Raw genomic sequence first — 18,883 nt, 5'->3', positions numbered from 1 at the left:
TTTTATTATGATTTATTTTTCCGATGCTTTAATAACACATCTGGGACATCTGTAAATACAGCCTCCACCCCTAATTTCTCCATTGTATCGTAATCTTCTATTTTATTAACAGTGTATACGCGGAATATACTACCCTTTTGAATATCTTCACGAATTACACCTCTTTTAGCTGCATTCAATGAAATGTGTAAATGCTTCGTGCCAATTTTTTCACCATATTCATGTAGGTTCACTAAAATTTTTTCAAATAGCGCAGCTGTTGTATTATTCGGTGCCACACGCAATAATTTTTCGACCATCACATGGTCAAATGATGAATAGATGACACGATCTGTCATATCTAAGTAATCGACTTGTTCCATAATCGCTTGTTCAATTTCAGGATAATCCACCACATCTGTTTTAATCTCAATATTTAAGAGATGATGTGTATCTTTGAATACACGTAATACTTCTCCAAGTGTCGGAATTTGTGTCCCTTTAAATTTTTTATCTTTCCAACTACCAAAATCAAGCTCACGAAGCTCTGAAAATGTATAGTCTTTCAAATGTCCTTTACCATTCGATGTGCGATGAAGTTTTTCATCATGGTGAACGACAAGTACACCATCTTTTGTACGTTGGACGTCAAATTCAACTCCTTCTACGGGAAGTTTTGATGCTGCTTCAAAAGCTGGTAATGTATTTTCAGGATAATCACCTGAGAAACCTCGATGGGCAAAAATTTTCATATCTTTTCTCTCCTATCTTCCATTACATCATGAAAGGTATTCCTCGTTTTTGCAAATCTTTTTTAAAAAACGTATGATAGTATTTGTCACTCTACCAAAGAAAGCCGTTTTTGTCCTTTTATTAAAGGGATTGAAGCAGTATGAAGGGCCGTGTCAAGCATTCCATTACGTTTCAAAAACGATATTTCGATGGGAGGATTTTTTATGTCTGAACAACATCCTGATTTTCAACAGGAAGCACAACATCTCACCTATGTGAAAAACTTTATGGAAAAATTACTGCATGAATCAGAAGAAGATTTAGCTAATGCACAAGAAATCATTCGAAACTCCATTGCAGACCTCGACTACTTAGATTCCAGCTTAGGATACTTAAATATTTTAACGAATACTCGCTTTTTTGATATGGCGAGTAATCAACAAGAAGGGCTCGAAGCAATTAAATCGAAGCCTTATTTTGCGCGTATTCACTTTGAAAAAGAAGGCGAGCCCGATGAAAAACTCTATATCGGGAAAACCTCACTATTCGATAAAGAAACGCAAGAACCCGTCATTGTCGATTGGCGCTCACCAGTCGCAAATGTCTATTACGATGGACGTTTAGGCGACTTAACGTATATGGTGAATGACATCGAAAACAAAGGTCACCTCTATTCTAAACGCCAATATAAAATTGAAGATGGTGAACTACTTGATGTACGAGACATTGACTTAACGACGAATGATGCGCTACTACAAGATGCACTTGCTGGGAAAGCTGACGTTCGATTAACTGAAATTGTTTCAACCATTCAAGCTGAACAAAATGAAATTATTCGTGCGCATTTAAAACAACCGATTATCGTACAAGGAGCGGCTGGATCTGGGAAGACGACGATTGCCCTTCACAGAATCTCCTACTTCCTTTACACACTGGGTGAACATTTCGAAGCAGAAAAATTAATGATTTTAGCACCGAATAAACTTTTTATCGATTATATCTCGGATGTACTTCCAGAACTTGGTGTCGGCGCAATTTGTCAAACAACATATGAAGAATATGTACAAAAAGCAATTGGACTCTCTTTAAAACTAACTGCTCCGAATGAATTACTTGAATCACTTATCGAACAAAAAGCAAAAGATGATGTACTCTGGATTACCAAGTTAAAAGGTTCACTCGAATATCGTGATTTAATGGACGGATTAATTGCTGAAATGAATGCGCAATATGAACAACACTTTACAGATGTCGTTCTTGAAAAATACCGTCTACTACGTGGCACAAAATTATTAAAACTATTCCGTACGGAGTATGCCTACTTACCAATTGAAAAGCGAATTCAAAAAATCAAAGCTGTTGTACAACGTACCGTACAGATGAAAAAGAAGAAGATTTTGTATGATTTGAACCGCAAATATGACGATATTTTAGGACGTGCGCTAAACATCATTGACCCAGTAAAGCGAAAAGCAGAAGTAACGCGCTGGATTGATGAACGTGATATGCGTATCCCCGCAATTGAAAAAGAAGCAAAAACACTTGTTACACGTTACATGAAGCCTTTCTCAAAACAAAATATTAAAAAGATCTATCGACAACTTTTAACTGATGACATACTTCTAGCTAAATTAACACCCAATTGGTCAGAAGAAGAACGTCATACATTTTTAAAATTCCATCAAAAAGAGCGTTATGCGACAGAAGATTTAGCAGCACTTTATTACTTGCATGCGAAAATTAAAGGAATTTCAGATGAATGGAAAATGCGCGCTATCTTCATTGATGAAGTACAAGATTATAGTCTTTTCCAATTAGCAGCTTTAAGAGATGGACTCGATACAGATTTATTCACGATGGTTGGTGATTTAGCACAGGGTATTCATAGTTATCGTTCACTTACGAATTGGGAACCTGTACGTGAACTATTCCCTCGTGCTTCTTATAAGACACTTCAAAAAAGCTATCGTACAACGATTGAAATTATGGACGTTGCGAATACAATTCTTCAAGGAATGAAGGAAGATTTAACACTTGTCGAACCGGTTGTACGTCATGGACTTATTCCTGAATTCCATGAAATGCATGGAATTGATCCACAGTTGATTCATACAATAAATGAACAAATTCGCGCCAATGGACATCGCTCAATCGCATGTATTTGTAAATCGACAAAAGAAGCAAAAATACTAACACAGAAGTTACAACAAGCTGAAGTTGCTGCATTACTACTAGATGAAACATCGGAAATTGACCAAGATGCTATCCTTGTCGTACCAAGTCACCTCGCAAAAGGACTTGAGTTCGATGCAGTAATTCTCGTAGCGAGTGAAGAAGCTTTTGAAGATACACCACTAGAACGTAAATTACTCTATGTTGCATTAACGCGTGCCATGCACGAATTACATCTTGTAGCACCGACGAAACAATATTTTTTATTGGATTAAATTAAAAGAAGGAATCGCGCTATTTGTGGCACGATTCCTTTTACTTTTAGTAATCTATTTTTACAACTTATCCATCATTTTTCGCCAAAGTGATTTTTCTGCTTCACGTTCACGTTTTCTCAGCTCATCTGCAATTAAGTCACTGAGTTGATCATAGAGTTTTTCACCGAAGTGTAAGCCATCGTCACTTTTTCCAACGAGTAATTTTTCATAATCCGGTTGTGTATAAACATGTTCAAAAAAATCAATACATGTACATTGATACTGTGCGGCTACGCGTTGTACCGCATCTGCATATTCGTGAATGCGTGCATTCGTACGATATTTTTGTTTATGCTCGTCTACAGGAGGTGGCGTAATCAAAATGACTTTTTTAGGACCGATTTTTTTCACAAAAAATGCGAGATTTTCTTCATAAATGGATAAAGGGATTTGTTTCGTTTCAGAACAATCATTCGACCCAAAAAGAATCGTTACGACATCTGGATGCTCTTCCAAAACTTCTGACTTTAAATGCTCTCGCGCAGACACCGTCGTATTCCCAGGAAGTCCGATATTCACATATATATGCCCTTTTACCTTTTCCGATAACATCATCGTCAACATTGGCTTAGGATAACCTTCTTTTCGAGCAGTTAAACTATCGCCAAAACAAACTATTTTCATATGTCACCCTTCTTTGCTGCTTATTTCACAATGTAATAATCGACTTGTTCCACTACTTCAAAACCAGCTTGTTTATAAAAAGTAAGTGCTTCGATATTTTCAGTTTCTACTTCTAATCTAACACTTTCAAGTTGTTGTCTATATGCTTCATTCTTTACCCACTTCACTAAATTTGAAGCGATTCCCTGACGACGTTTGGAAGCTAGTGTTGTAAAAGATGTAATCCATAATTGTCGTTCCAACACTGCTGTTGTAACCATCGCAACGACTTCATCTTGTTGTGTTGCCACAAAAACGTGACTACTCGATTCCCCATCCATGAGCGCAATAAATTCTTCTGTTTCTTCAGGTAAGTCACCAAAACCATCTGACATCATTTGTTGAACAACTTGCAAATCATCTGGTTGATACGGACGTACATTGAATTCCACGTCATTTTCTTGTTGCGCGGTAGTCATCATTTGAAGCTTTGATGAACTATATACATATCCTTGTTGTTCAAGAACTTGTTTCATCTCTTGACGCTGATCGACAACTGCCATTTCACCTGTCGCTTGTCTTTCTTCTAGTCCATGTTTTAATCCATCAATTAATACTTCTTCTAAACCAATTGAACGATATAAAGGTTCAATGACCATCGACCATTCGTATGCATGTAAACCAAATGCATCAAAAGCGCTCAATGCTGCTACTAAGCGGTCATGGTCCTCGTCATAGATAAAAACAAAAAAACCACGTGTATCCCACTCATTCCAATCTTGTTCATGCATCCATTCCAAATAATTCACACCATCAGTTAGCGCTGCATCTTCACATAATTGAGTTAGCTCTTGTTGTGTCAATGTATCAAGTGGATACGTTGCCTTCATCGCAAATACATTCATTTTATCACCGTTACCTTATAGAATATCTCCTATTGTAAGTCCTATTCGCCTTTCGTTCAACTTTCAAGAAAATGGAAAAGGAGAATCGGATAATTTTCGATTCTCCTCATATCTTTTATTCAATTGCTTTCCCTTGTTGTAACATACCGTAATAAATTCCCTGCTTCTCGATTAACTCTTCTGGCGTACCTTGTTCGACTAATTGTCCTTGTTCCATAACAAAAATTCGATCTGCATTTTTCACTGTATTGAGACGATGCGCAATAACAACACTTGTACGGCCCTTCATCAAATGATTTAATGCACGTTGAATATGCAGTTCCGTTACGGTATCAATACTTGAAGTTGCCTCATCTAATAACAGAATCGCAGGGTCTGCAATAAGCGCTCGCGCAATGGATAATAACTGCTTCTGCCCCTGACTTAAATCACTCGCTTCAGGTTTTAACACATGATGATAACCATCTTCTAATTGTTCGATAAAAGCATGGGCATTCGCCTGTTTACATGCTTCAATGATTTCTTCATCTGTGGCATTTAATCGACCATAACGAATATTTTCTAAAATAGATGCTTCAAACAGGAACGGATCTTGAAGAACAAATGCCATCTGATTGCGTAAATCTTCTCGCGAAATCTGTTCAATCGGTTGGTTATCGATTCGAATTTGTCCTGAAGTTGTTTCATAAAAGCGAGCCATTAATTGCATAATGGTTGTCTTCCCTGCTCCTGTCGCACCGACGAGCGCCACCGTTTCACCTGAGTGAATATTAAAGTTCACATTTTGTAAAATGTACGGTTCTTTTTGTGGATCATATTTAAAATCAACGTGATCAAACGTAATATTCCCCGCCAGTCTTTTCGTTAAAGACTTCGTTCCTTCTTCTACTTCCTCTGGCTCATCCAGTATCTCAAAAATACGTTCTGCACCTGCGATGGCAGATAACACGTTATTAAATTGATTCGCTAATTCATTCAGTGGACGTGTAAATTGACGAGCATACTCAACGAAAATCACGACAATCCCAATTGTGACATGCCCTTTGTAAGCTAAGTAACCGCCAAATCCTGCAACAATCGCAAAGCTGACATTATTTAAGAAGTTCATCACTTTCGGAATACCACCTGAGTAGACATTCGCCCAGTAACCTGTGCGACGTAAACGTTGACCATTCTCCTCGAATTGGCGAATCATGCGTTCTTCTTGCGAATAAGCTTTAACAACATATTGTCCTGAGATTGTTTCTTCTACCATACCGTTCAATGCACCAAGTGTCGCTTGTTGCTTTTTAAATAATGGACCTGTGCGACGTGTAATCCACTTCGTCGCTAAAAACATCATCGGAATAATAATCATCGTCACAATGGTTAAAAGTGGGCTCAAAATCATCATAAATGTGAATGTTCCTGTTAAAATGAGTGCACTTGAAAATACTTCAATGAATGTACTATTTAATGTAGAACTCACATTATCTAAATCATTCGTCATACGACTCATTAAATCACCATGTTGTTTACGGTCAAAGAATGAAATCGGCAGGCGCTGATACTTTTCAAACAATTGTGTACGTAATCGGTAAACAGTTTGTTGGGCAATGCCAATCATCCAGTAGTTTTGTAAAAATAACGTAATTGACACCATAATATAAATTCCCGCCAATAGTATGAGTGTTGGACCAATACCAATTAAATTCTTCGGTAAAATTTGTTCATCAATCATACGACCAATTAATAAAGGTCCTAGCAACATTCCGACAGAGCTTAAGAAGACCATTGCTAATACAACAAGTAGTAGAATACGCTGTTCGTCTACAAGCTGCCAAATACGACCAATCGTCCCTTTCATATTCGATGTCTTCGCTCGTTTTTTCTTTTGATGTGACTGAATATCTTCTTTTGTTAAAATCGGTTTATATTGAAATGCTTTAAACATTCGTATTCACCTCCTGCTGTGAAGCGACAATCTCTCGGTAAAGTGCACTATTTTCAAGAAGCTCCTCATGCGTTCCTTGTGCAACTACCTCACCTTGATCCATTAATAAAATACATGTGGCACTTTTCGCTGTTGCGATCTTTTGTGTCACTACAAAACGTGTTGCGTCTTCATATTCATTTAATGCCTGCCATAACTTCGCTTCAGTCGTTAAATCGAGCGCACTCATACTATCATCGAAAATAAAGAGTTCTGGTTGACGAATCAAGGCACGCGCAATCGCAATACGTTGTTTCTGCCCGCCAGATAAATTCACACCTTTTTGTCCTACGCGTGTTTCATAACCATCTGGAAAACGCATAATGGTCTCGTGGATTTGTGCAATCTTACATACATGCTCTACTTCTTCTAGCGTCGCATGTTCATTCCCCCATGTAATATTTTCAAAAATCGTTCCTGTAAATAATAGAGAACGTTGTGGTACATAACCGATTTTTTGACGTAAATCATGCGGATCATAACTTTTCACGTCTTTTCCTTCTACAAATATCGTACCTTCCGTTGCATCATACAGACGAGGTAATAATTGGAGTAACGAGGACTTCCCTGAACCTGTAGCACCCATAACTGCAATCGTATCACCACGATTCGCTGCGAACGATACATCATGTAAAATAGACTTTCCTTCTTCATCATACTTAAATGTAATATGACGTGCTTCGACATAATATGGACTATATTCTTTATTTTCCTGAACGGTTTGTACTTCATCCATCGATAAAATTTCATTCATGCGATTGGCTGAAGCAGAAGCGCGCGAGAAAAACGTAATAATCATCGCAAACATGCTAAAGTTTCCTGTGATGCGCATCGTGTAGTTGAAGATTGCGACTAAATCACCGACAGGCATGCGATCTGCTTGAATCTCTTTTGCACCAAGCCATAAAATAACGAGTAAAGCACCATTCATGACAATTAATAAAACAGGTTGGATACGTTCCATTAAACGAAGTGCCTTCATCGTATCTGTTTTTAATGCGGCTGCTAATTGATTAAATTTAGTCGATTCATAGACACCGCGCATATACGCTTTGATTAAACGTGTCGCTTGTAAGTTTTCTTGAATATTACGATTCACTTGGTCGACACGTCTTTGAACTTTCCCAAAGTTTTTCGCACCTTTTCGCACCATGAACCATAAGAAAATAAGTAAAAATGGAATCCCAATCACTAAAAAAATTGCCAACTTAGCATTCACTAAAAAGGCCATAACTAGACTACCAATCACAACAAGAGGCGCACGCATCATAAAACGTAATGACATGAAGAAAATATTTTGTACTTGCGTCACGTCATTCGTAATACGTGTAATCATGCTCGATGTAGGAATCTTTAAAAAGCTATGCATTGAATAAGATTGTACTTTTTTAAATAGCGCAACTCGTAAGTCATACGCAAAACTTTGTGCTGCATGTCCTGAGAAGAAACCATTTGAAATCCCTGCTATAAAAGCAAGTACACCGAGTCCAAGCATGATACTTCCCCATAAAATAACCGTATGTAAATTCCCTGCGACTACACCCTCATCGATAATTTTTGCCATGATGAGTGGTTGTACTAATTCAACTGCTAACTCGACTAACATCAGCATGAAGGCCACTAAGGCTGCCCATTTATAAGGGCCTATATAAGAAAAAACTTTTCGCATAAGACACCTTCCCGACTTCATTGATTTGTTTATTATGACATATTCTCACTTCATTTCTCTAGATAAATGTTTCGCATTCAAAAATAGTTATCGTCATGATTTAAAAATCACTTTAAACTAAACTATTTATATCTTTATATACAAAAAGAAGGAATGGTTCACCCACTCCCTCTCTATTCTTCCTTCATCTTCACTGATTGTCGATTTCCTTCAATTGATAACCAGACAACACATAAAATCATAAGAATAATTCCGATGATTTGAACGCCCGCGAGTACACTTCCCAACCAAATAACCGATATAAACATTGCAGTTAATGGTTCGAAACTCGATAAGATACTCGTTTCAACAGGTGAAATATATTTCATACTACTTAAAAATAGGATAAAAGCGATTGTACCAAAGAAAATAATCGCTAATAACATTAGATTCGTATCACTTTCTGCAAGTAGCGCATATTGTTTAAATTCCCAAAAACCTTTTGAGAACCCAAGAAGCAAACCACCTATTAACATGCTCCATCCAATTACAACGAGTACACCCCATTCATTCATGACAGAAGTGGGGTATAGTGTATAAAAAGCAAATGTCAAACCTACACCTAATCCCCAAAGAAGCGCTACAGGACTTACTAATAGGTTTGATATAGAACCATTTGTTAGCAATAGGAACAAGCCGATTAATGTCCCTAAGATACCGAATATTTGATATCTCGGTGGAAACATCTTTTGTGAGAATGACACATATAGCACAACAAAAATAGGTGCTAAAAATTGCAATAATGTTGCTAAAACTGCATTACTTGCATGAATCGCAGCAACAAACGTATATTGTACGCCGAGCATCCCAAACACACTAAAAATCACAAGTTTAATCCACCAATAAGGTTGTTTCCAAATAGCATATATATCTCTTTTAGTCACAACTAAAAAGCATAATATGAGAAAACCTGCCAATAAAAGGCGTATTGTTAGCATAAATGATACACTCATATGACTAGACGATAATACCCATTCCATCATAGGTCCTGTCGCTCCCCAAAGCATTGAACCAATTATAATCATGATGATTCCTTTTAATCTCTTAGTCGTATGATTCATTTTTAAGACCCCCTCTTCACATCTTTTTGCTTATTTTTTTCGATTTTTTTTGTATTTTTATTCCTTTGAATAATATTTTCTTAAACGCAAATCAAAATTAGGTAAAATAAATTATTTTTATTTCATAGTCTGTTACTAATGACTTATATACTTTTTTTCTCTATAATAGAAACTATACCGTAAATTCAAGGAGTCGTTGTATAAAATGAAAGAAAGTGAAATCTTATTACCATCTTCACAAGAATTAATTAACCAGTTACCCCAGCCTTTTCTCCTTGTCAATAAAGACGGAGAAATCATTCTATGGAACCATACAGCGGAGAAATATTTAGGTTACGATACGAATGACGCACTTGGTTACCCAGTACCTTTCGCTGAACAAAGTCAACTCGCTACAAACGAACTAATTTTTGAACAATTAATTGACAAACCCGAAGTACGTGACATGGGCTACCTTGCATATATAACAAAAGATCAAACGCGCATATTATGTAAAACATTCTTTACTGTTTGGACAATTCAAGATCAGCCTTATTTAGTCATTAGTTTGACACCATCCGATCGTAACATTTCTGATGCAAATTTTGAAGAACAGTTATCTTATTTAAGATCCGGTTTAGAAGATTCCTTCATGATGTTGTCAATTGATGAGAATGGTTTAATTGAAGCAGCCAATTCGAACTTTTTAAAATATAGTAAATGGACACCAAAACGTATTATCGGGAAAACATTATGGCAAATGTTCCCACAAACAGATGAAGGCTCAAAACAAGCGGATAAAATCTGGTCTACGCTGAAAAATAACCGTACATGGCATGGTGAAGTTGAACAAATCACAAAAGATGGACAACCTTATTGGGTAGAATTATCCGCTATTCCAATTGCTAAAAATAAAGAGAATCGACCTTCTTATCTATTTTTAGAAAATGATATTACCGATAAAAAGATGTTACAAAATCGTTTAGAACAAATCGCCTACATCGATCAAGAGACTGGACTGATGAACCGTTACCGTCTAGAACAAATCGTCAACGAGATGATTGAAGAAGGTCATCACTTCACGTTCGTCTTTTTAAGTATCGACAAGTTCTATTCACTAAAAGAAATATATGATGAGCAAACAGAAGCTGTACTCGTAACAGAGTTCACAAATCGCATGAAAATGTATTTCCAAGATAGTACGATGGCCCGTATTAGTGTCAACGAGTTTGTTGTATTAACGCCACTTGGTGAATGGTTTATCCAAGGGTTCTTATCTTACTTAACACAACACCCGATTTACTTGGATCATACTTCAACTCCTTTAACTGTAAGTGGTGGTATTACAAAATTCCCTGAAGACCAAAGTACATTTAGTAACTTATTCAAAGCTTCCAACTCAGTAATCCAAAAGGTACAAGCTGAGGGCGGAAATCTTATTATGAGCTTATCTAAGGCTGACCATGAATCTTTAAGTACCCGTTCAATTATTGAAAAACGATTATTGATTGCACTAAATCAAAAAGATTTACGCGTGCTTTATCAACCACAACAAGATTTAACAACAGATGAAATCACAACTGTTGAAGCGCTCGTACGTTGGGAAGACTCTGAAATTGGGATTGTACCGCCAGATATTTTAATTCCGATTGCAGAAGAAACTGGTTTAATTAATCAAATCGGCAGCTTCATGCTTGAAAAAGCTTGTGAACAAGCTGTTGAATGGGCGAATGCAGGGACACCAATTCGCATTAGTATTAACACATCGATTCGTGAATTCCGCGATAAAAATATGGTTGATACGATTTTAAAAGTATTAGAACGTACACAATGTCCACCACATTTACTGCAAATTGAGATTACAGAAAAATTTGCGCTTGAAGCAGAAGCAGAAGAATCGATTGTTAGCCAAATGCGTAAATTACAAGCTAAAGGGATTAAATTCTCATTAGATGATTTTGGAACAGGTTATGCTTCATTCCGTTATATGCAACTATTACCTTTAGAAGAGTTTAAAATTGACCGCTCGTTTATCGCACCGATTGTCTACCAAGAGAAAACGCGTGCTTTAGTTCAAGGTATGATTCAATTTGGACGTTCTTTACACATGCGCGTTGTTGCAGAAGGTGTTGAATCAGAAGAACAAATTGCGATTTTACGAGAAGCTGGCTGCGATGCAATTCAAGGTTATCAATTAAGTCGCCCTAAAGTTCCGCAAGATATCGAAACTTTATTTACACCAAATGAATTATTATAAAATAAGCACCTCAACTGTTCTTTACGGATTGGTTGAGGTGTTTTTTTAACTACTTTTAAGTAAACTTAAATTAAAAATAAGTTGACACAAAAACAGAAAAAGTATTAAATTGGATATTGAACAACTTACATGTTCAATTTTTACTCATTTGAGGGGGATTTAGAAATGACAACAAGTCAAACAACGATGACAAAGTCGAAAACGAAATTACGCGTTGTAGATTTAGTCTATTGTGCTATGTTTGCTACATTGATGATGATTGGGGCGAACATCACATCATTTGCACCGTTCATGGTCGTTGGTGGTGTTCCAATTACACTCCAAACATTTTTCGCAATTTTAGCTGGATTAATTTTAGGAAGTAAGCGAGGAGCTATCGCCGTTACAGTCTACATGCTAATCGGTTTAGCCGGCGCACCCGTATTCGCACGATTCAGCGGTGGTTTTAGCCAAGTATTAAGTCCGACATTTGGTTTCATCGTGTCATTCATTTTTGCAGCTTATGTAGCAGGAAAAATGATTGAAATGAAAAATACAAAAATGATGTATGTTGCTGCAGCACTTGTAGCTATGGTCATCAACTATGTATTCGGAACAAATTGGATGTACTTCGCTTATAAACTATGGGCAGCAGCTCCTGAGAACTTTACATATCAAATTGCTTGGTTGTGGATGATGCCTCCGCTTCCAAAAGATATCATTCTATCTGTACTATCTGGCTTCTTTGCCTATCGCATGCAATTCGTCTTGAAAGGAGTTCGTAAATCATGAATTATGAACAATTAGCTACACAGATCATTGAGGAAAACTATTTATTATCAGATGAAGAAGCTCTAGCTATTTTAGAAACACCACAACAAGACTTACTTAAGTTATTGCAGGCGAGTTATCAAATTCGCTATCACTACTATGGTAATAAAGTGAAATTAAATATGATTATTAATACGAAATCTGGTCTGTGCCCAGAAAACTGTGGCTATTGCTCACAGTCTATTATTTCAAAAGCACCGATTGAAAAGTATGCCATGATGAAACAAGAAGAAATTGTAGAGGGTGCGAGACGAGCAAGCGTTGTTCAAGCTGGTACGTATTGTATCGTAGCAAGTGGTCGTGGTCCTGCGAATCGTGAATTGGATATTGTAGTAGATGCTGTAAAAGAAATTAAAGCTGAAAACCCAAATATGACGGTTTGTGCATGTCTTGGTATTCTAAAACCAGAGCAAGCAGAACGATTAAAAGAAGCCGGTGTCGATCGTTACAATCACAACTTAAATACATCAGAAAATCATCATGAACATATTACAACATCGCACACATATGAAGATCGTGTGGGGACTGTTGAAAAAGTGAAAAATGCGGGTATTTCTCCTTGTTCAGGTGTTATTATTGGTATGAAAGAGTCTAAAGAAGATGTCGTACAGATGGCGAAAAGCTTACGTATATTAGATGCTGATTCAATTCCAGTAAACTTTTTAAACGCAGTAGACGGTACACCTTTAGAGGGAACAAAAGAAGTCACACCACTTTATGCTCTACGTGTCCTTGCACTTTTCCGTATGATTAATCCAACAAAAGAAATTCGTGTTTCTGGTGGGCGTGAAGTAAATTTAAGAAGTTTACAACCATTTAGCCTTTACGCAGCAAACTCAATTTTTATCGGGGATTATTTAACAACGAGTGGACAAGAGGAATCATCCGACTTACAAATGCTTGAAGATTTAGGTTTTGAAGTTGATTTAGAACCACTATCAAAAGAGCCTATAACTACTTCATGTAGTTAAAACAAAAGACGAGGATGAGAAAAAACATTTCATTTTCCTTTTAGAGTTCGCAACAAAAAACCGGAATCGCGCTGTGGCGCGATTCCGGTTTTTCTTATGCTCATATAAGATGATATTTTCATACTTATGTCTCATCCTCTTTTCTTTTTAATAAACACATACTCAATAGAAGAAAAAAGGGTACGTATAAAAATAGTCACTATGCGTTTTATTTCGTAGGTATTTTTCGACGTCGTAGTGCTGTAAAAATTAATTGCATAAATACTTCCGCAAAAACTAATCCCATCACAATCGCACCTGTTATTAAACTCGTCTTCACTGCAAATTCAATACTCTGTGTATAATCTTTTTCCACTACATGACGCATTGTATTATAAGCCATCCCACCAGGTACAAGTGGGATAATTCCTGCTACACTGAAAATTAACATTGGGGTTTTAAAACGTTTTGCATAAATGTGTGCTACAATGGCAATAACAAATGCTCCTGCAAATGATGCAGGTACAATATCTACACCATGATTGGTGAAGACTAAATAGATCCCCCAGCCAATGGCCCCAACAAGACCGCAGTGAAACAGTGTATTTTTTGGTGCATTAAAAATAATTGCGAATGTTGCAGTTGCAATAAAGCTCAGTATGATATGAATCACATATTCCAATCGATTTGCCTCCTTAAAATGTTAATAGTACAAGTGCTACACCAGCACCAATTGCTGTAGCTGTTAAAAAGGCTTCGACACCTTTTGCTACACCTGATACGAAGTGTCCAGCCATTAAATCACGTACTGCATTTGCAATTGGTACACCTGGTACAAGTGGCATAACAGACCCTATAATAATTTTATCGAGTTGCGATCCATATCCGAACTCCACAGCATAGAAAGCAATAACACCTACAAAAAGAGCACCTGTGAACTCTGCAAAAAATTTAACTTTGGTTAAGGAGTGAATCGCCATAAATACGATAAAACCTGCACCGCCAGCAATGAAGGCAATCGGCATATCCGACCATATACCTCTAAATAAGATTAAAAAGCATGCACTAGCAATGGCTGCCGCAAGAATTTGGACCCAGGTAGGAAAAAAGAAATTTGTCTTTTCAATTCGCTGTAATTCTTCATAAGCTTTTTCAATTGAATAATTTCGTGCAGTTAAATTTCGCGAAACATTATTAACTTGTGCAATTTTTTCTAAATCAGTTGTTCTACTAGGAATTTGAGCAATCCTTGTAGGTCGTTCATGTCCTGCAGAAAAAATGATTCCTGTAGGTGTCACAAAACTTTGTGCATCTGGATAACCTTGTGATTGTGCCATGCGCAACATTGTATCCTCTGCACGATAAGTTTCCGCACCACATTGAACTAGCAAACGTCCTGCAAGTAAAAAGCAGTTAATTGCTAATTCTTCCTCTTTATTATGAGGCATATTTTCAAACGTCCTCTCTATTAAATATATTTTTCTATAAGTTATAAAATTTACTTACTTTATATGACCATACACCGTAAAATAATGGTAATATTAACCTAATACTATGAAAAGGAGTATACAAAAAAAATGAAATCTTCACCATTCAAAAACAGATTATTAATTGACTCACTACTTGTTTGTATACTATTATCTCTTATTATTTTCGCTGTAGTATACATGCTAAACTTGAAAAGTCCTTCTGAAAAGGGTTTAGCCGCTTCAACTGAAAACACCTCTACAGCTGAAACAGACAACCCATTTATTAAAACGGTGACGGTCACAAATGAAACAGAACAAGGTAGCTATACAATTCAGTACCCAAAAACAGGATCTTCTGAACTGAATACAGCTATCAGTGATGCCGTTAAAGAGATGAAAACAGACTTTTTCAAAGGGAAATACGCAAAAGATGCACAGATGCATGTGACGTACATGACATTGAAACATAAGGATCTTTATTCATTTGTTTTAACTCAAAGTTTACAAGAGGATAAACAGAAAAAAGATCAAAAATTCATTACGTTTACAGTGGATCAGCCAGCGAATGAGTTAATTGATATTAAGGAAGTTATACCTTCTGGTGAGCAGTTAACACATATTATGAATTTATCACAAAAAGAACTGGCAAAACATAAAGAAGTACAAAATTTCAATAAAAGTCAACAAAAAGACTTAGCAATCAACCAAGAAGCTAGTCATTTTGAAAACTTTGCACTCGATGATCAAAATTTATACTTCTATTTAAATCCCGATAGTTTTACATCTTCATTTAACCAGCCAATAACAATTACTTTACCACTTCAGAATATTAATTCTTCTTTAGCAAAAGAATTCCAAATACCTGTTAAGAAAATTATTCAAAAGAAAAAGAAACCTATTCCGAAAAAAGCGGTTGCTCTTACATTTGATGATGGGCCAAATACGACATCTACAAAGAGTATTTTAGCTACTTTAAAACGCGAAAAGGTTAAAGCAACATTCTTCATGGTAGGTACACAAGCACGCGCAAATCCTAAAATGGTGAAACAAATTGCAGATGAAGGACATGAGCTTGGTAATCACTCCTTAACACATGCAAATCTAGTATTACTATCGAATGCAAACGTGAAAAAAGAAATTGAAACAACCAATCAGGCCATTAAAAAAGCAACAGGTAAAAACCCAACCGTATTCCGTCCACCTTATGGCTCTTACAATGCGAATGTTTCAAAAATCGCAAAAATGCCAGTTGTTTTATGGAATGTCGATACACTTGATTGGAAACATCATAATCCACAACAAACATTAGCGAATGTGAAAAGTCAAAAATCACAATATACAACTGTTTTAATGCATGACATTCATGCAAGTTCAGCTCAAGCATTGCCACAAGTGATTCGTTACTTAAAACAACAAGGTTATACATTTGTAACAGCTTCTGAAATGCTAAGCATTGAAAAAAGAGTTTATAAAAAGTAATAACTGAAAGAGAGAAGTCAGGTCATTCAACCGACTTCTCTCTTTTTTGTTTGTTTACAAATTAAAAAAGGACTACACAATCGTGCAATCCTTTTCTACATTATTCTTTAGTACCTGCCCACTTCAGTAACATATGTGATAATGGATGGTCTTCACGATAACCAAGTACATAGTCTGCCTGCATGAGTGTATGAATTTCGCGTGTTCCTTCATAAATAACAGGCGCTTTTGAATTACGTAAATAGCGTGCAACAGGATATTCATCTGAATAACCATATGCGCCATGAATCTGAACTGCATCATCTGCCGCACAATTCGCAAAGTCACATGCTTGCCACTTCGCAAGAGACGTTTCACGCGTGTTACGTACACCGCTATTTTTCATCTCGCCTACACGATATACAAGTAAACGACTCATTTGATAGCCTGCTTCCATACGTGCAATCATCTGTTTAACTAATTGATGCTCACCAATCTTTTGTCCAAATGTTTCACGTTCATGGCAATAACTTACGCTCGCTTCAATACACGCATCAATTAACCCGACTGCTCCGGCTGCTACTGTAAAACGTCCATTATCAAGTGCTGCCATCGCAATTTTAAAACCTTCTCCTTCTTGGCCAAGAAGATTCTCTTTTGGGATAAGAACATCATCAAAGAATAATTCTCCTGTATTACCAGCACGAATCCCATACTTTCCTTTAATAGCTTTTGAAGAAAAACCAACCATACCACGCTCTACAATAAATGCTGAAATTCCTTTATGTTTTAACGCTGGATTCGTATAGGCAAATACAATAAAGTGATCAGCAATATCACAAAGTGAAATCCATGTTTTTTGACCATTTAAGCGATACACATCTCCTTCTAATGTTGCATGTGATTGCATGCTCGCTACATCTGATCCTGCACCCGGTTCTGTTAAACCAAATGCACCAATCTTTTCACCTTTTGCTTGAGGAACTAAATATTTTTGTTTTTGTTCTTCCGTTCCCCACTGTAATAAAGTCATGCTATTCAATCCTACGTGAACAGATACAGCTGTCCGAAAAGCTGTATCCCCTCTCTCCAGTTCTTCACAGGCAATCGCCAATGCATTATAATCCATGCCACTTCCACCGTATGCTTCGGGTATGCATATACCGAGTAAACCTAGGTCAGCTAGCTTTTTCCAAATAGCTGGATCAAATCCACCTGTCGCATCCCACTCCGCAATATAAGGCATAATCTCTGCATCTACAAATTGACGTACTGTCTGGCGTAACATATTTTGTTCATCCGAGAATTGAAAATTCATGACGATCTCCCCTATCCTTTAATAATATTTGTCGACATGAGCATGGTTTCTGTGATGGTTACGCCATGATGATTCATCTCCGTCATATACTTTTCTCCTGGTACTGCTAATTCTGGTGGAATAACACCGCGTTCTGTAATCGTACCATCCCCAATTAACTTCGCTACAACTGAAATTGTGTTAGCAGTCGTTCGTGCCATCGCTGTTTCACCACTATTTTTATCACGGTAGGTTACCATATCGTATTCGAATGAAACTCTCTCTTCATTTGCTTCACCATGTACTTCTACACGAAGTAATACAACATCCTCTTGGTCGCCTAAACTTAATTTATTCTCTAAATATTGTTTCATCACTTCACGCATATCTACGGTAATACCATTGTCTACTTCCACTTCATTACCTTTTTGTGTAAGTCCTAAATCGACAAGTAATTTAAAGCGTTCGGCATGTCCTGCGTAACGAATCGTTTTATATTCTAATGTGTGTAATTTAGAAAATGTTCGTGCAAGTGTTGAAAGACCGCCACTCGTATGGAACGCCTCTAAACCAATAAAGCCTGGGAAATAGAGATTTTCTACTTCAGATAAAGAAGGTAATTCACGAATCATCCCATCTCGTACAATCAAAGAGGGTTTTGTATAATGATCGAATACACCGTCTAAAGAATACACTACGCTATAATCAAGTGGTGGTTTTGGAGAAGCTGGGATGCCACCTACATAAATTTTAATTGCATTCACACGATCTAGTTTAGAAGCACCATATCCAGCTAAAATATTTGTCATACCAGGTGCTAAACCTAAATCTGGAATAATCGTCACGCCTTTTTTCTTCGCTTCCTCGTCTAGTTTTAAAACTTCATCTGTTATACCGCCAATATGACCACCTAAATCAACTAAATGAACGCCAAGTTCAATCGCTAACTTTGCAACGCGTACATTAAATTTATAGAATAGTGCGTTCACCACAACATCTGCTTTTCCCATCACTTCACATAACTGTTCGTCATCATAAGCATCAACTGTTAAAAGTTCAATTTTATCGCTATTTAATTGTTCCACAAACGTACGGACCTTTTCGATATCAATATCAGTTAAATAAACTTTATCTACATTCGAACTATTCACTAGATCACGTGCGACTTCTTTTCCCATTAAACCTGCGCCTAGAATTGTCACTTTCATTTGAAT

At 36.8% G+C, this 18,883-nt stretch carries 15 protein-coding genes; 5 read left to right on the top strand and 10 right to left on the bottom strand.

The features are described from left to right. Nucleotides 1-5 precede the first annotated feature (5 nt). Nucleotides 6-731: a glycerophosphodiester phosphodiesterase family protein gene (locus ACKVQX_RS10825; protein ID WP_409136306.1), complete on the bottom strand. Its 726-nt coding sequence runs from the start codon at nucleotides 729-731 to the stop codon at nucleotides 6-8. A 204-nt stretch (nucleotides 732-935) separates the two neighbouring features. Between ACKVQX_RS10825 and helD the strand changes: the two genes are divergently transcribed. After that, on the top strand, nucleotides 936-3,158 hold the full coding sequence (gene helD, locus ACKVQX_RS10820; RefSeq protein WP_409136305.1) for an RNA polymerase recycling motor HelD: 2,223 nt from the start codon (nucleotides 936-938) through the stop codon (nucleotides 3,156-3,158). 60 nt (nucleotides 3,159-3,218) lie between these two features. Here the strand turns inward: helD and ACKVQX_RS10815 are convergent, their stop codons facing one another. The 5 genes from ACKVQX_RS10815 to ACKVQX_RS10795 form a co-directional block, all read right to left on the bottom strand. Then, a complete protein-coding gene (locus ACKVQX_RS10815) occupies nucleotides 3,219-3,824 on the bottom strand; it encodes a GDSL-type esterase/lipase family protein (protein ID WP_068456222.1) in 606 nt (201 codons plus the stop codon). A gap of 20 nt (nucleotides 3,825-3,844) precedes the next feature. Then, nucleotides 3,845-4,708, bottom strand: a complete 864-nt coding sequence (locus ACKVQX_RS10810) for a GNAT family N-acetyltransferase (RefSeq protein WP_409136304.1) — start codon at nucleotides 4,706-4,708, stop codon at nucleotides 3,845-3,847. Nucleotides 4,709-4,823: 115 nt separating this feature from the next. Beyond that, nucleotides 4,824-6,641, bottom strand: coding sequence for an ABC transporter ATP-binding protein (locus ACKVQX_RS10805; protein WP_206060404.1), 1,818 nt, complete (start codon nucleotides 6,639-6,641; stop codon nucleotides 4,824-4,826). Beyond that, the gene (locus tag ACKVQX_RS10800) at nucleotides 6,634-8,349 is read right to left on the bottom strand and encodes an ABC transporter ATP-binding protein (protein ID WP_087680899.1); all 1,716 of its coding nucleotides are present in this window, start codon (nucleotides 8,347-8,349) and stop codon (nucleotides 6,634-6,636) included. Before ACKVQX_RS10800 ends, ACKVQX_RS10805 begins: the two co-directional genes overlap by 8 nt. A 173-nt stretch (nucleotides 8,350-8,522) precedes the next feature. Continuing rightward, nucleotides 8,523-9,449, bottom strand: coding sequence for a DMT family transporter (locus tag ACKVQX_RS10795; RefSeq protein ID WP_068456233.1), 927 nt, complete (start codon nucleotides 9,447-9,449; stop codon nucleotides 8,523-8,525). Nucleotides 9,450-9,654: 205 nt separating this feature from the next. Between ACKVQX_RS10795 and ACKVQX_RS10790 the strand changes: the two genes are divergently transcribed. The 3 genes from ACKVQX_RS10790 (at nucleotide 9,655) to bioB (ending at nucleotide 13,466) form a co-directional block, all read left to right on the top strand. Further along, entirely contained in the window at nucleotides 9,655-11,685 is a 2,031-nt protein-coding gene (locus ACKVQX_RS10790; RefSeq protein ID WP_068456236.1) for a bifunctional diguanylate cyclase/phosphodiesterase, read from the top strand. 165 nt (nucleotides 11,686-11,850) lie between these two features. Further along, nucleotides 11,851-12,456 (top strand): biotin transporter BioY, encoded by a 606-nt coding sequence (locus tag ACKVQX_RS10785; RefSeq protein WP_068456239.1) that lies wholly within the window; start codon nucleotides 11,851-11,853, stop codon nucleotides 12,454-12,456. Further along, nucleotides 12,453-13,466, top strand: a complete 1,014-nt coding sequence (gene bioB / locus ACKVQX_RS10780) for a biotin synthase BioB (protein ID WP_068456242.1) — start codon at nucleotides 12,453-12,455, stop codon at nucleotides 13,464-13,466. Before ACKVQX_RS10785 ends, bioB begins: the two co-directional genes overlap by 4 nt. Before the next feature lie 208 nt (nucleotides 13,467-13,674). Here bioB and ACKVQX_RS10775 read toward each other — a convergent pair whose 3' ends face one another. Beyond that, the gene (locus ACKVQX_RS10775) at nucleotides 13,675-14,127 is read right to left on the bottom strand and encodes a threonine/serine exporter family protein (protein ID WP_068456244.1); all 453 of its coding nucleotides are present in this window, start codon (nucleotides 14,125-14,127) and stop codon (nucleotides 13,675-13,677) included. A gap of 13 nt (nucleotides 14,128-14,140) precedes the next feature. Beyond that, complete coding sequence (locus tag ACKVQX_RS10770) at nucleotides 14,141-14,893, bottom strand: threonine/serine exporter family protein (protein ID WP_068456248.1); 753 nt, start codon at nucleotides 14,891-14,893, stop codon at nucleotides 14,141-14,143. A 129-nt stretch (nucleotides 14,894-15,022) separates the two neighbouring features. Here ACKVQX_RS10770 and ACKVQX_RS10765 point away from each other — a divergent pair, with 129 nt between their 5' ends. Beyond that, nucleotides 15,023-16,393, top strand: coding sequence for a polysaccharide deacetylase family protein (locus ACKVQX_RS10765; RefSeq protein ID WP_068456251.1), 1,371 nt, complete (start codon nucleotides 15,023-15,025; stop codon nucleotides 16,391-16,393). Nucleotides 16,394-16,493: 100 nt separating this feature from the next. Here the strand turns inward: ACKVQX_RS10765 and ACKVQX_RS10760 are convergent, their stop codons facing one another. Together ACKVQX_RS10760 and ACKVQX_RS10755 are read right to left on the bottom strand one after the other, a co-directional pair. Continuing rightward, the gene (locus tag ACKVQX_RS10760) at nucleotides 16,494-17,690 is read right to left on the bottom strand and encodes an acyl-CoA dehydrogenase family protein (protein WP_409136303.1); all 1,197 of its coding nucleotides are present in this window, start codon (nucleotides 17,688-17,690) and stop codon (nucleotides 16,494-16,496) included. A gap of 11 nt (nucleotides 17,691-17,701) precedes the next feature. Continuing rightward, nucleotides 17,702-18,877 carry a saccharopine dehydrogenase family protein gene (locus ACKVQX_RS10755; protein ID WP_068456257.1) on the bottom strand — a complete coding sequence of 392 codons (1,176 nt, stop codon included), beginning with the start codon at nucleotides 18,875-18,877 and terminating at the stop codon, nucleotides 17,702-17,704. Between the last annotated feature and the right edge of the window lie 6 nt (nucleotides 18,878-18,883).

This window comes from Kurthia sp. ISK08, from assembly GCF_046159805.1.
GTDB classification, from domain to species: Bacteria; Bacillota; Bacilli; order Bacillales_A; family Planococcaceae; genus Kurthia; species Kurthia gibsonii.
This window is presented reverse-complemented; position numbering and strand designations above follow the sequence as displayed.

Coding starts and splice junctions, on each gene's coding strand:
- ACKVQX_RS10805 (WP_206060404.1), bottom strand. CDS start 6,641: ATGTTTAAAGCATTTCAATATAAACCGATTTTAACAAAAGAAGATATT.
- ACKVQX_RS10765 (WP_068456251.1), top strand. CDS start 15,023: ATGAAATCTTCACCATTCAAAAACAGATTATTAATTGACTCACTACTT.
- ACKVQX_RS10825 (WP_409136306.1), bottom strand. CDS start 731: ATGAAAATTTTTGCCCATCGAGGTTTCTCAGGTGATTATCCTGAAAAT.
- ACKVQX_RS10790 (WP_068456236.1), top strand. CDS start 9,655: ATGAAAGAAAGTGAAATCTTATTACCATCTTCACAAGAATTAATTAAC.
- ACKVQX_RS10770 (WP_068456248.1), bottom strand. CDS start 14,893: ATGCCTCATAATAAAGAGGAAGAATTAGCAATTAACTGCTTTTTACTT.
- ACKVQX_RS10815 (WP_068456222.1), bottom strand. CDS start 3,824: ATGAAAATAGTTTGTTTTGGCGATAGTTTAACTGCTCGAAAAGAAGGT.
- bioB (WP_068456242.1), top strand. CDS start 12,453: ATGAATTATGAACAATTAGCTACACAGATCATTGAGGAAAACTATTTA.
- ACKVQX_RS10785 (WP_068456239.1), top strand. CDS start 11,851: ATGACAACAAGTCAAACAACGATGACAAAGTCGAAAACGAAATTACGC.
- ACKVQX_RS10760 (WP_409136303.1), bottom strand. CDS start 17,690: ATGAATTTTCAATTCTCGGATGAACAAAATATGTTACGCCAGACAGTA.
- ACKVQX_RS10755 (WP_068456257.1), bottom strand. CDS start 18,877: ATGAAAGTGACAATTCTAGGCGCAGGTTTAATGGGAAAAGAAGTCGCA.
- helD (WP_409136305.1), top strand. CDS start 936: ATGTCTGAACAACATCCTGATTTTCAACAGGAAGCACAACATCTCACC.
- ACKVQX_RS10800 (WP_087680899.1), bottom strand. CDS start 8,349: ATGCGAAAAGTTTTTTCTTATATAGGCCCTTATAAATGGGCAGCCTTA.
- ACKVQX_RS10795 (WP_068456233.1), bottom strand. CDS start 9,449: ATGAATCATACGACTAAGAGATTAAAAGGAATCATCATGATTATAATT.
- ACKVQX_RS10810 (WP_409136304.1), bottom strand. CDS start 4,708: ATGAATGTATTTGCGATGAAGGCAACGTATCCACTTGATACATTGACA.